The organism is Commensalibacter melissae (assembly GCF_009734185.1).
Taxonomy (GTDB): Bacteria; Pseudomonadota; Alphaproteobacteria; order Acetobacterales; family Acetobacteraceae; genus Commensalibacter; species Commensalibacter melissae.
Window position 1 is genome coordinate 540,305 of record NZ_CP046393.1, and the last position, 12,861, is coordinate 553,165.

Sequence of the window (12,861 nt, forward strand, 5' to 3'; positions counted from 1 at the left end):
TTTATGTCAAAACAGGGTTTTTGTGCGCAGTCATTATTAGAATGGTATGATCATAATCGGCGAGATCTTCCTTGGCGAGCAAAAAAAGATGAAAAACCAAATCCTTATTATGTGCTGTTAAGTGAAATTATGCTTCAGCAAACACAAGTTGCAACGGTTATTCCATATTTTTACCGTTTTATAGAACATTTTCCAACTATTAATATTCTGGCAAATGCAGATCGTGATATGGTCATGTCACTATGGACTGGACTGGGATATTATAGTCGAGCCAGGAATTTGCACCGTTGTGCTCAGGAAATTATGCGTAAAAATGGCGAAGTTCCTGATACGGTCAAGGAACTAAAGGCTTTATCGGGTGTTGGAAATTACACAGCGGCAGCGATAGCATCAATTGCCTATAATGTTCCTGTAGTGCCAATTGATGGTAATGTCGAACGTCTAACAGCACGTTTATTTACTATCGACGCAGAGTTACCAAAAGCAAAAAAATATCTTGATGAAAAAGCTGGTCATTTAAATGATGATCTTATAGCTAAACAAAGAGCCGGTGATTTTTCCCAAGCGTTATTTGATGTGGGAGCAACAATTTGCAAACCAAAAAAACCTTCCTGTTTATCATGCCCTTTGTCTAGACAATGTTTGGGATATAAAAAGGGAATAGCTGAAACATTGCCAAGAAAGGTTGTAAAATCTTCAAGACCTGTAAGATATGGAATTGCTTTTTTTATCCAGGATCGGGAAGGCAGGATTTTATTTAGGAAACGTCCAGTAAAGGGGTTGCTGGGTGGAACCTTGGAATTGCCAGGCACTCAATGGGATTTGAAGCCAATATCACTGGATAATGCAAAAGAAAGCGTTGGGGTGAAAGGATTATTTGAGGACAAAGGTTGCATTAAACATGTTTTTACACATTTTGTGCTTAAATTAAGGCTTTATAAAAGAATAGAAAAAATTGATTTATCGTTTAGAGATCGAGATGAGTTATGGTATAGTTTCGATGACATACAATTTCTTCCATTTTCTTCATTGATGAAAAAACTTGTTCAACTGGGCTTTGATTGATAGATAAATACAGGTGGTTTTAAATATGCAAACTGTCGTAAGCCCGAAAAAAATTGGGATTTTATTGGTTAATCTTGGAACACCGGAAGCAGCGTCTTATGGCGCAATACGACGTTATTTATCAGAGTTTCTCTCAGATCGACGTGTTATAGAAATGAATCCTTTGATTTGGCAACCTATTTTACAGGGGATCATTCTAACAGTTCGGCCATTCCGGATTGTAAAACCTTATCGAATGATTTGGAATAACCAAGAAAATAAAAGTCCATTAAGTGTGATTACAGAACGTCAAATTCAAAAATTGCAATCAAGGTTCAAGAACAAACCTGTATTAATTGATTGGGCAATGTCATATGGAAAACCATCCATTGAGCAAAAAATCAGTCATTTCTTAAAAAAACAATTTTATCATTTATTTCTCTTGCCCTTATACCCGCAATATAGTGCGACAACCACGGCAAGTGTCAATGATAAGCTATTTAAAATTTTGCAGAAATATCGTAAACAACCTGCAATACGCACGATGTTTTCGTTTGCGGATTATCCGGTTTATATTCAAGCTTTATATAAACAAATTGAAACGACCTTAAACTCATTATCCGAACAACCTGAACGTATAATTTTATCTTTTCATGGTCTGCCGCAAACCTATGTCGATAGAGGGGACCCCTATGAACAGGAATGTCAAAAGACCGCCACGGCATTGCGAAAAATGATGAATAAAGATGAGCGGTATATGCCGTTGGTTTATCAGTCTCGTTTTGGGCCCGGCAAGTGGCTAGAACCTAATATCACTGATGTTATTAAAAAACTTGTCACGGAAGGTGTAAGAAATATAGCGGTTATGGCGCCTGGTTTTATAACAGATTGTCTTGAGACAATTGAAGAAATCGGTCATCAATATAAAGCTTTATTTTTAAAAGAAGGAGGTAAAAAATTCATTTATATTCCCTGTCTAAATGATGGGGAAATAGGAATTGATATGCTTGAGGGCTTGATTAATGAAGAATTGCGGGGGTGGATTTAAATATCTGATTATTTTGATGAAATATTGAAATAAATGATTTTAGCTTAAGGAATGAGAAAGATTATGCAAAATATATATAGAATACGCAATAAATTTTATTATTTGTTTATTATAGGTTTCAGTTTTATTTTACCATCAACAAGTGTTTCGGCTTTGGTTGAGCATCAGAAAACCTCTATAAAAACTATTTCTTCAATTGTATCTCACCCTGACAAATCAGATAACGACAATCCTGTTATAGATTCAATTTTATTAACCGGAAATAAAAAAATAAGTTCTGAAAAATTATTACGTGTTATTCTACTTCATCAAAGAAGTAATGTAAATGAAACAAAAATAATGCAATCAATGTTTAAAATTGCGAAAGAATATAAAAAAGCAAATATAAAAGTAACAATAACCCCAATTATTGGTAAGGTTATTAATAATCATACATCTATTCAATTTGATATTCACGAAAAATAATATTAAAATTGATTGAATTCATTTGTATCTTGGGAAATTCGTTCTTCAATTGTTTTTTTGGTTTTTAATGTGGAGCCGATAATTTTCAATATAAATAAAATCAACAGGCCAATGATAATGTCAATAATAATCATAGTGCCAAAAATACCCATAATCTTCCCCCTTTAAAAATTCTAATTTATTATATGTTGAAATGGTTTGATTGTTAATGCCTTATTTATATTTAACAATGGCTATCTGTATTGAAATTATTGCGACAAGCAGTTTAAAAGCATCAAATGGTTTTACAAATTTGGGATTTACGATTGTTTCCCTGATAGGATATGCCATATCATTTTATTCATTATCGATCGCATTAAGGATCATTCCTGTTGGAATAGCCTATGCAATTTGGTCTGGGGTGGGAACAGTAGGAATTTGCATGATTGGATGGGTGATTTACCAACAAAAATTAACTATGACTTCAATTATGGGAATATTATTTATAATTATAGGAGTTTTGATTATTAATTTAGGACAAAATTCTCATTAGGAATTAATTGGAAGCGTTGATTCCATTTAATGATTATAGAATAAACGCCCCAATTTATTTTATCGGCTTGGTGGAGCCATAAAAGAAGGTTCTATATTTTTCTTAATATGTTTGGCAAGAATTTCATCAAGTTCTTTATAGTCCTCTTTTGTCAATTGCCAGCCTAAAGCATCTTGAACACCATTTATCTGTTGGGGTTTTCTAGCTCCCCAAAGTGCAATATTGCCTTTATAACGATCAATGACCCAGCGAACAGCCAAGGCTAGCAAACTTTTATTGTAGTTTTTTTGTGCATATTCTTCCAAATCTCTAGTCGCTGCCAAATAATGTTCGAAAAGGGGTGGTTGAAATTTAGGATCAGATTTTCTCAAATCATCCCCCGTGAATTTAGTGTCTTTGTTCATTTTTCCACTTAACAAGCCACGGCAAATTGAACCGTAACAAAGGGTGGCTAATTTATGTTTTTCTGCGCAAGGAAGAATATCATTCTCGATACTTCTTTCGAACATGTTATATGGAGGTTGAATAGCGGCCAAATCGGCATATTGGCTGAATTCTTCAATTTGTTTGGTTGAAAAATTGCTGACACCGATTGCTTTGATCTTGCCCTCTTTTCTCAATTTTTCCATAGCCTGTGCCGTTTCCTTAATTGGGGTTTTATCATCTGGCCAATGAATTTGATAAAGGTCTATATAATCTGTATTCAGTCTGCGTAAAGAATCCTCAATTTCTTTTTGAATACGTTTTGGGCTGGAATCTCTAAACATTTTACCAGAATTATCCCAATTTAATCCGACTTTAGTGGCCAATACAATATTATCTCTTTTCCCTTTTAAGGCTTTACCTACAACTTCTTCTGCATGGCCAAAACCGTAAACTGGCGCTGTATCAATCATATTGATACCATTGTCTAGTGCTGCATGAATGGTCTTGATAGCATTGTCGTCATCGGGTCCTCCCCATGATGATCCGCCGATTGCCCATGTTCCTAAAGCAATTCGAACGATTGTTTTATCGATATTGTGGATTTTGATTGTGTCGTGTTGATTAGTCATGATCCCTCCTTATAAGACTTAAATATTTATATCAATAATAAGTTTATCATGATTTATATTTTGCGCGTAATTATTATTTAAATATTAGTAGTAAAGATATTAATATTTAATTTTTCATTAATTCATATAAATGAATATTTAGTAATAATAGTAGTAAATAAAATTTTTATTTATGTTTCTACAGTTTTATTGCTGAATCATTCAATGGGGGGCAGTTCTTCATCTGATTTCAGTTTCGGAGTACTGGCATCCATAATGGCTAGTATTGCAGCTGTCAGAGGTGAAGCAAGGATCAGTCCTGGCATGCCTAAAATTGTACCAAAAACAGTTTGAGATAAGATAGTGATAGCAGGAGGCATTTTTACAGTATGTTTTTGAATAAGAGGTGATAAGACATTTCCTTCTAAAAACTGGATGATACAATATAAGATTATGACTAATATACCTTCTTTATTCCCTTGAGAAAAACCAATTAAAACAGCAGGAACAGCCCCTATGATTGCTCCAATATAAGGGATAAAATTCGCCATGCCGGCAACAAAACCCAATGCAAGGGCCAGGGGTACCCCAATAATGCTTAAACCAATGAAAGAGCAAATCCCGACGACTAGCATATCCAGAGATTGTCCAGCTGTCCAGGACCATAAGGCATGTCCGCCAACCATTAATAACTTACGGATTTTTGGACGTTGACGACCTGGGAAAAGACGGAGTAGGCCATTACCGTATAAATTTGGTGAGGCAGCAAAATATAAACCCGCTATGAATACAACAAATATGGTGCCAAGAACCCCAAATACAGATGTAATGAAACCGGTCATTGAACCTGCAATTCTAGAGCCAAGGGTAAAATGAGCATTACTATTATTAGAACCCCCGCCAATAGAATTGGGAAGATAATTCATAATCATGTCTCCCAAGGGATTATTATGCAAACGATCCCTGAAAGTCCCGACTTGAGTTCCAAGAGCATGTTTTAATTTGATAATTTGTTCATTAATCTGCGGTCCGCTGGTTAGGATGACTGCACTAATAATGCCAACAATTAAAATTAAAACTATGGTCAGAGCTAGCCAGTGGGCAAGATGTGTATGTTTGCGAACGATCGTTGCAAGTCCCTTCAGAATTATGGCGGTTAGTGTTGCCGCAAAAATAATCATCATCAAATCGCCAATAAGCCAGATTGCTATAACCCCTACGGTTAGCAAGATGACAATTTGAAGAAGAGAATAGAGCTGTTCCTGTTGGGTTGGTTGTTCTGAATTAGAATTAGGAGACATTTTATTATATATTAATAATATTATGAATATGATCCATCATGCGATGATTGTTGTGATAATTCAATAGTTAAATAATATCATGTTGAGTTTTTAGAAAGAATTTTCACGCATGTTTTGTTCATAATGGCTGACTGTCTCTTCCACTGATCCGTCAGCGTATATTTCTCCAGCCTTTAGCCATATTACACGGGTACACCATTGCCTGATGATTGGCATGGAATGTGTTGTTAAAACAACAATTTCTGCCTTATTGATTATATTTTCCAATCGTTGTCTTGCCTTACCCTGAAAATTGTTATCTCCAGCCATGAACCATTCATCCATTAGCAAAATATCTGGGGTTACAGATGTTGCCAGACCAAAGCTTAATCGCATCATCATACCTGCAGAATATGTCTTGATTGGCAAATCAAGAAATTCATGCAATTGTGCGAATTCCTCAACATCTTTTTCCAGGGCTTTGATCTGCTCATTATTGTATTTAAGACGTTTACCCCTTAAATAAATATTTTCTCTACCAGAGAGAATACGGTTCATGCCTGCATTTGTATCCAATAAAGATTCTATTATACCGTTAGTAATGATTTTTCCAGAATTGGGTTCGTATATTCCAGTGATTGCACGAAGCAGGGTTGATTTTCCTGCCCCGTTGTGGCCGATCAATCCAACACGCTCTCCCGCTTTTATTGATAGATTGATATTTCGCAATGCTTGAACTGTTATACGGTTAGTATTGTCAACCAGAATATCAGCACCTGTTTTCTGGTTTAAGGATTGTTGTTTAGAGATGAACTTTCCTGCTTTAGCAAATAATGTTTTTTTTAAGGAACGATGATTGCTATGATAAAGAGGGAATTGTAATGAAAGTTCCTCTAATTTTATAAAACTTGATTGAGTCATTGATTGGATTTTATAACGCTCTTATATTACGAACAGTTTTTTTTAAAAATTCTATATTGATATTATCTTTTAGCATGTCAATAAAGCAGTAGTTGATATTGTTTGTGGAGGCTATTAAAAAAGGCCAGCATGATATGCTGGATTTATTTTTGTTAAAAGAAGTCAATTCCAATAAGGTTGTGTCTTTTTGACAGAAATATAGATTAATCAGTTCAGGACAATGTGGGGCTATGATAAATTCAGCCTGTGAAAAAAGTGCGATTTGTGATTCCCAATCCATATTCTCTAAATGGATAATGGGTAAATTCAATTCATTACAAGTCTGGGTCAAGATTGATTGAAAATGATCAGAAAAACAGGATTGATTTTTCTGGTTCGTTGCAATCAAGAAATTTGTGGGAAGGTCATTTTTATATTGGGAATTTTTGTTAATGAAATTGAAGATTCTTCTAGTGTCATGAAAATTGAAATAATCGTAAGGATAATGACTGTTTGGATGGAATAATGCTAGTTTTTTCGCTTTATATATACCGTCCTTCAAAAATATTGTACGAGAGTTTAGCTTAGCTTTTTCTAATGTGTTATCATATAATTCACGAGATATTGAATTACCAATGAATATATTATTGTTTCTATATTCAGGAATGGCAATTTTCATTGTTGTAGGTGTATATAAATTTGCTAGATAAGATTTTGACAGACAATATCCCATCCAGTGGTCGTATTGCATCCATTTGGGATCAAAAGCGAGAAAAATTTCTTCTAATAATTGTGCATCATTCAAATCAATCTTTATTTGATCTAAAGACTGATTTTTACAAAAATGAAGAGTTTCATCAATTAATTGTAAATCATTTGTTATAACTACACCATCGAATCCCTCTTGAATAATAAAATAAGCATTTTCAAGAATTGATAAAAAAAGATTTCCTTCAGGGATATAGGTTAGAATATCATTTAAATTGTTATTGTGCGGATCAATCTCAAATCCTAAATCATTTAAATTTTGCCTTTCGTAAGCCGGGATCAAGGGATGACGCAAACGTTTTGAATGATTAACTGAGCTTTTCAATACGCCAGGCGGGCGAAAAGTAAAAATAGAACAATTTTCCTTAATATTCATAGTTCAATCGCTTTGTATATCTTATAAATAAATAGTTTAAATTTTATATCCAAAAAGCCAGCCTTGTTCTCGACCGTATAAACATTATCCAAGCAAGTCCCCATAATACCAAACTATAAGCTAAAGCACTTAGATAAACAGAAATGGTAGGGATTTCTCCCAGAATAGGTCCCTTAATAATCTGCATCGTGCTGTATATTGGATTAAGCAAAAGCAATGATTGAAAATTATGAATCTGAGATGGCATCCACATGATCGGGGTAATATAATATACGATTTGTATCAGACTGTTGATTATTTGTGGAATGTCCCGAAAACGTGCACAAATACTTCCCAGCAAAATATTGATGGCGAGACTATTGATAATCCAAATAATAAATCCTGGTATGGATAATAAAATAATCGTTCCAGGCCATTTATGATAATAAATAAATACAAGAAAAGGAGTAATGCAGTTTAAAAAGGTAATCAGGAAATTTCTGATAACGGTACGGATTGCTTGCAAGAAGAAGGGAAGCTTTAATGAGTGGATGAAAGTATCTGTTTGTAGAAAACATTGACATGCATCAACAATCATATTGGCAATACCATTTTGCCAAAAAATTAGGGAAAAAGAAAGATAAGGTAGGTAGGTTTCTGTATGGATTTTAAATAGGGAACCGTAAATGAGACCAATTGCCAACATCATCGTCGCTGATGAGAATGTCATCCATATAGGCCCTAAAAAAGAACCCTTATAACGTAATTTGATATCTAGCCATGCCATTGAATAAGCCAGTTTCCACAATTTTAAACTTTCTTTGATATCGATCCAACATTGTAAATGTCGATAATAAAAATTCTGATTACTGGTTCGTATTTGCGTGGACATTTTAAAGATTAGACATCAATTCTTGTTGAAATAAAATATTTAGTCATGGTTTATCACAAAGAATAAAATATACACAAATTATTCTTCAAAAAATGACGGGGATTTTTTTATTCTTATACTTTTAATAATAAGTTTTCTTACTCTATTGTAAAGAAATGCTTTATAATGTACACCTTAGATAGAATTCTTAAAGTGTTTATCTGATTCGTGCAAGTCTTTGCAATCCGAACAGCTTCGTAAGATAACACTGAAAAAAAATGGATTTATTTGGAAATAAATTCTTTATGGAATGTAGATAAGGGTAAAGGTATAATGAAGCGATCAGAAGATTTTACAGGATCTGGCGAAAAACTCAAATCTGGTTCAATGAAGTTTATTATTTCCAGACAAAACGAAAAACAACTTCATGATAAATCTCTTTATTTATCCTTGGTTCGTTTTGGTGTGCTCGGATGTATTATTGGAATGTTGGCTGCATGTGCAAACAATGCACCCCGTCAGCAACAAATACCTATTGCTCAGGAAGTTGCGCATTATAAAGCGAATGCCCGTTCTTACTATACTCCACCAGGGCCTCCAGAGGATCCATGGGGGCCATATATTCAGGAAGCATCTGCTCGGTTTGATGTGCCGGAAATATGGATTCGGGCAGTTATGCAGCAGGAGTCTGGTGGAAGTTTATATCATAATGGGCAACTGGTAACTTCTGGTCCCGGTGCGATGGGGTTGATGCAGTTAATGCCCCCAACATATGATGAAATGAAAATTGCTTATAATCTAGGGGATGATGCTTATGATCCTCATGATAATATCATGGCTGGAACGGCATATATTCGTCAAATGTATGATATTTATGGCTCTCCAGGTTTTTTGGCTGCATATAATGGGGGGCCTGGCAGATTGGATGATTTCTTAACACATAATCGTACATTACCTTTGGAAACCCGACGGTATGTTGCCTCAATTGGCCCTCAAATTCAGGGTATAAAACCAAACCGACAATCGCAAGCTGATTTGATGGTAGAGGGTCATGAAAATGGTATGGGTGTCAGTGCAGTTCAATATGCTGCGGCAACGCAAGCCGGATTTCAAAGAATGGCATTATCGCCTCAAGCTCAGGCAGTGCAGAATGCATGGCAAAATCGCCAGACGACAGAAACGCTTAATCAGGCCAGTCTTAATGGGACAAGCTCTGCAACAACTGATAGTTTGAACAGGCAAAGTTTACAAGGAGCGGGCTCAGCAGCGACACAAGTTGCTATGGCATCACCATTGCCTTCACAGCCTGCTGTATCAACCTATCCAGTTAAATGGAAGAATTTTGACACTCATCCAGTTGCTTCTTCAACTGCACCATCAGTCGTTACGCGTCAAGATGTTAAATCAGCATGGTTGGCTAGGGGATATCAATCAACCCAGGCACCAGCAATGCAATCGCGTCCAATGCCTGTTCAGGTTGCATCAGCTCCGGCAGCTTTGCCATCAAGATCAGAACGGAAACAATATTATAGACCCATTTCCTACCAATTTCCAGCTGCAGTGGCTACTGTAAATTATAATCGTAAAAGAGGTATGGATTTAACTAAAAAAGAAAATGAGTCATCATTATCAGGGAACTGGGGAATTCAGGTCGGAGCTTTTGCTTCATCAAGTCAGGCGAAAAATGCTATTGGTATTGCAAAAAATCGAGCTTCTCTTTTTTCAGGTAAACAACAGGTACAAGTCGTTCAAAAAGGTAAAAGCAAGATATATCGCGCTAGGGTGACAGGATTAAGTTTAAATGCCGCCCAGATGGCCTGTAAAAAACTAACTGCTTGCATCATGGTAAAACCATCCAATAGTTAATGATTCTAAAATTTAATTCATTAGCTAATATTAAAAGCGTGCCAAATAATTATATGTCTAGTTCGCTTTTATTAAAAATTAAATTGTGAATATCTGCAATTTGGGTTCAGTTATTGCCCGAAAAAATTGAAGGTCTGTTATAATCTTACGGTTCAACTGTTCTACTGCAATTCATGATCAGTATGGATTATGCATAATTGTTCTTCCAATTGCAATGGTATCAGCTTGTATGACTTGCCAAAATAGTTTTGGCTTTCAATGGAAAGGATATTACAACAACAGTAATAGTTGTAATGTCTGTTTGTTGCTTTATTTTCTCTGCAAAAAAAGCTTAAAACCTGGTTGGCAGGAATCAGCAGACCAAGGTCAAGATTGCAGATGAAACGTGAATAACAGCAAAACCTAGTTTTTCCGATTTCTTGCAGAACAAGATGGATTCTTACAGATTTTATCCGATTTTGACTTAATCAATAGCGGAAATTTTTGCCCAAACAAGAATGTTGGTAGAAATTTCTTTCTTAAGGCTTAATAAACCTTTAAAGGGAAATGTATGTGGTTAAGTGAGTTTTTTTATATTAATCTGATCTGAGATTAGATGGTAGAAAAAGAAAAGCATGAAGTAATATTCATTAACCATATGAATGTCGATGTCATTCAAACCGATTATTTTTTCGTTGCTAATTAATTAATAAAATCCAGATTTGTTTTTTTGATTACCCCTTGATGGTCGTTCTCGTTGGCACAGGAGAAACCAGAAAAAATGGCTGAAGGAACAGTGGTTTGCCTGCCATATAGGTCAAGATGGAAGAATAGGATGCATATCTTTGGTTATGGGTTTTCCATGGAATATGAGTTGAAACTTTTCAATCAGCATAGACCAGTTGAATGGCGACTGACATTGATGATTAACGTTGTATATAGAACTCAAGACCATTTTTAGTTTGTTTGCTTCTTCAGGCCATAATTCGACACAATGAGGACAAGTTTTTCTTTTAAGTGAAACAGCTGTTGCCTTGATAATAAAAAAAACAATTACAGATTTAATCTACTGCCAATATGAACAAGATGCCAATCTGTTTTTTTCAACATTGGCACTATATTGGCATAATGGCGGTATGATAATACGGTTTTCCAGAGATGGGGAACCGATTTTATGGTTCAAAAAGGTGAATCAATAACCTATTATTGTTACACAATATTGTAATCGTTAAAAGTCAGTTATCCTGATTAACAGAATGTAAAGAGTTCCTCTTTGGGGAAACGTGATTTAGGTTGTTTGGCGTTATAATCAGTTTTATCATGATAACCTAAAGTAATTACAAGAATACTTGTAAATCCTTTTTCTTTTAGGTGGAATTCTTTGTCTAAAATATCTGCATCAAATCCTTCAATGGGACTGGCATCTATATTTGCTAACGAGGCACCTAGTAATAAGTTTCCAAGAGCAATATAACCTTGTTTTGCTGTCCAATTGGGAAGATCCTTTAGAATTTTTTTATGCAGATTCATATATCCGATATAAAGATTGATAAATTCTTCCTTGTTTAAATTTGGGTTATGACGGCCATCCTTAATTTCTTGTTCAATAATTTTGCGAATATAGGATTCATCCATATCTGTTTTTGAACAAATAACAATTGTATGTGAAGCACGGTCAACCTTGTGTTTATTATAAAGGAATTCTTCCCTTACCATTGATGAGGCAACGCGCTTAATACCATTTTCCGTGGAAGCAACAATGAAGTGATAAGGTTGTGAATTAATTGAAGTAGGTGTGTAGCGTAAAAGGTCAACTAACTGATTTATAATATGATCAGGAATTTTTTTTGTTGGATCATATCTTTTAGCGGTAAAGCGACGTAGTGCAAATTTTTCGATATCCATGATTATCCTTACGTTAATAATTCATAATAAAATTATATACATGTAAAAAATGTATAATAAATTAATATATGCCTATAATCGTAAAATGAATGGAAAAAGAGATCAACCTTAAAATGGTCGGTTTATATTACGATTATTATAAAAGTGATAAAGAATTATATAGTTACAGCCCGTATAATGATAGATAAGATATACATGCAATTCAATTCTTTAATTATTAATTAATTTACAAATCTTAGCTTGTATTGAGTGTTTCGTGAAATGTTTTATTAATATAGAAATTTGCACCAAAAAAATTAATTTATCAATTTAAACATGTTATTTTTTAAAAGTGTATTTTTTCAAATTTTTTGTGTTCATTTATGAGATTCAACAACATTTTAATTCTTCATAGTAAATAGATGAATAACTTGAAGATTAGGCAGTGTATTTAGATAGGATTTTACGGTTATTTTGTACAGTGGTATTATCTCAAAATATTTTATTAAATTTTTAATAAGATATCAGTCAAAAAGGTTTTGACATTTTATTTTACTAAACAGAATTGATAGCGTAATAATCAGCAAGGTAAATAAATTTATCGAGGTTAGAGAGGAAAGATGCGATAATTTTATAGGAATGGGACCTGTAGTAACAGATTGAGGTCCATAGGTTAAAAGGGTAAGGGCATAAAAATCAATAGTGAGAATATAAATTGTCCATGCGATAATACTGCTAAACAAGATACCATAAATGATACGGTTAAATTTTAACATGCTTCCTTCCTCCTTTCACAGGATATGATTTTTACATTCGTAATATCCCATTATTTCAA

Annotated in this window: 12 protein-coding genes; 5 read left to right on the plus strand and 7 right to left on the minus strand. The window is 34.4% G+C overall.

Annotated elements, in window-relative coordinates:
* Positions 1–3 precede the first annotated feature (3 nt).
* From mutY to GN303_RS02455, 4 genes are all read left to right on the plus strand, one after another.
* The gene (mutY, locus tag GN303_RS02440) at positions 4–1,065 is read left to right on the plus strand and encodes an A/G-specific adenine glycosylase (protein ID WP_110438660.1); all 1,062 of its coding nucleotides are present in this window, start codon (positions 4–6) and stop codon (positions 1,063–1,065) included.
* 25 nt (positions 1,066–1,090) lie between these two features.
* Positions 1,091–2,092 carry a ferrochelatase gene (gene hemH, locus GN303_RS02445; RefSeq protein WP_110438661.1) on the plus strand — a complete coding sequence of 334 codons (1,002 nt, stop codon included), beginning with the start codon at positions 1,091–1,093 and terminating at the stop codon, positions 2,090–2,092.
* Between the two features lie 63 nt (positions 2,093–2,155).
* Complete coding sequence (locus GN303_RS02450) at positions 2,156–2,557, plus strand: POTRA domain-containing protein (RefSeq protein WP_110438662.1); 402 nt, start codon at positions 2,156–2,158, stop codon at positions 2,555–2,557.
* Between the two features lie 208 nt (positions 2,558–2,765).
* Positions 2,766–3,089 (plus strand): DMT family transporter, encoded by a 324-nt coding sequence (locus tag GN303_RS02455; RefSeq protein WP_110438663.1) that lies wholly within the window; start codon positions 2,766–2,768, stop codon positions 3,087–3,089.
* Positions 3,090–3,148: 59 nt separating this feature from the next.
* On the opposite strand, the gene GN303_RS02460 is transcribed toward GN303_RS02455, so the two are convergent.
* The 5 genes from GN303_RS02460 to GN303_RS02480 form a co-directional block, all read right to left on the minus strand.
* Entirely contained in the window at positions 3,149–4,144 is a 996-nt protein-coding gene (locus GN303_RS02460) for an aldo/keto reductase (protein WP_110438664.1), read from the minus strand.
* Positions 4,145–4,341: 197 nt separating this feature from the next.
* On the minus strand, positions 4,342–5,424 hold the full coding sequence (locus GN303_RS02465) for an AI-2E family transporter (protein WP_110438665.1): 1,083 nt from the start codon (positions 5,422–5,424) through the stop codon (positions 4,342–4,344).
* A 90-nt stretch (positions 5,425–5,514) separates the two neighbouring features.
* Positions 5,515–6,324: an ABC transporter ATP-binding protein gene (locus GN303_RS02470; RefSeq protein ID WP_110438666.1), complete on the minus strand. Its 810-nt coding sequence runs from the start codon at positions 6,322–6,324 to the stop codon at positions 5,515–5,517.
* A 10-nt stretch (positions 6,325–6,334) separates the two neighbouring features.
* Positions 6,335–7,447 (minus strand): glycosyltransferase 61 family protein, encoded by a 1,113-nt coding sequence (locus GN303_RS02475; RefSeq protein ID WP_110438667.1) that lies wholly within the window; start codon positions 7,445–7,447, stop codon positions 6,335–6,337.
* 43 nt (positions 7,448–7,490) lie between these two features.
* The gene (locus GN303_RS02480) at positions 7,491–8,318 is read right to left on the minus strand and encodes an ABC transporter permease (RefSeq protein ID WP_110438668.1); all 828 of its coding nucleotides are present in this window, start codon (positions 8,316–8,318) and stop codon (positions 7,491–7,493) included.
* A gap of 312 nt (positions 8,319–8,630) precedes the next feature.
* Between GN303_RS02480 and GN303_RS02485 the strand changes: the two genes are divergently transcribed.
* Positions 8,631–10,163 (plus strand): lytic transglycosylase domain-containing protein, encoded by a 1,533-nt coding sequence (locus tag GN303_RS02485; RefSeq protein ID WP_231504057.1) that lies wholly within the window; start codon positions 8,631–8,633, stop codon positions 10,161–10,163.
* A 1,227-nt stretch (positions 10,164–11,390) separates the two neighbouring features.
* Here the strand turns inward: GN303_RS02485 and nfsB are convergent.
* A complete protein-coding gene (nfsB, locus tag GN303_RS02490; protein ID WP_110438670.1) occupies positions 11,391–12,047 on the minus strand; it encodes an oxygen-insensitive NAD(P)H nitroreductase in 657 nt (218 codons plus the stop codon).
* A gap of 503 nt (positions 12,048–12,550) precedes the next feature.
* Complete coding sequence (locus GN303_RS02495; RefSeq protein WP_110438671.1) at positions 12,551–12,802, minus strand: hypothetical protein; 252 nt, start codon at positions 12,800–12,802, stop codon at positions 12,551–12,553.
* Between the last annotated feature and the right edge of the window lie 59 nt (positions 12,803–12,861).

Bases quoted from the DNA above. Each gene is read 5' to 3' on its own strand.
- mutY (WP_110438660.1), top strand. From the start codon at position 4: ATGTCAAAACAGGGTTTTTGTGCGCAGTCATTATTAGAATGGTATGAT.
- hemH (WP_110438661.1), top strand. From the start codon at position 1,091: ATGCAAACTGTCGTAAGCCCGAAAAAAATTGGGATTTTATTGGTTAAT.
- GN303_RS02450 (WP_110438662.1), top strand. From the start codon at position 2,156: ATGCAAAATATATATAGAATACGCAATAAATTTTATTATTTGTTTATT.
- GN303_RS02455 (WP_110438663.1), top strand. From the start codon at position 2,766: ATGCCTTATTTATATTTAACAATGGCTATCTGTATTGAAATTATTGCG.
- GN303_RS02460 (WP_110438664.1), bottom strand. From the start codon at position 4,144: ATGACTAATCAACACGACACAATCAAAATCCACAATATCGATAAAACA.
- GN303_RS02465 (WP_110438665.1), bottom strand. From the start codon at position 5,424: ATGTCTCCTAATTCTAATTCAGAACAACCAACCCAACAGGAACAGCTC.
- GN303_RS02470 (WP_110438666.1), bottom strand. From the start codon at position 6,324: ATGACTCAATCAAGTTTTATAAAATTAGAGGAACTTTCATTACAATTC.
- GN303_RS02475 (WP_110438667.1), bottom strand. From the start codon at position 7,447: ATGAATATTAAGGAAAATTGTTCTATTTTTACTTTTCGCCCGCCTGGC.
- GN303_RS02480 (WP_110438668.1), bottom strand. From the start codon at position 8,318: ATGTCCACGCAAATACGAACCAGTAATCAGAATTTTTATTATCGACAT.
- GN303_RS02485 (WP_231504057.1), top strand. From the start codon at position 8,631: ATGAAGCGATCAGAAGATTTTACAGGATCTGGCGAAAAACTCAAATCT.
- nfsB (WP_110438670.1), bottom strand. From the start codon at position 12,047: ATGGATATCGAAAAATTTGCACTACGTCGCTTTACCGCTAAAAGATAT.
- GN303_RS02495 (WP_110438671.1), bottom strand. From the start codon at position 12,802: ATGTTAAAATTTAACCGTATCATTTATGGTATCTTGTTTAGCAGTATT.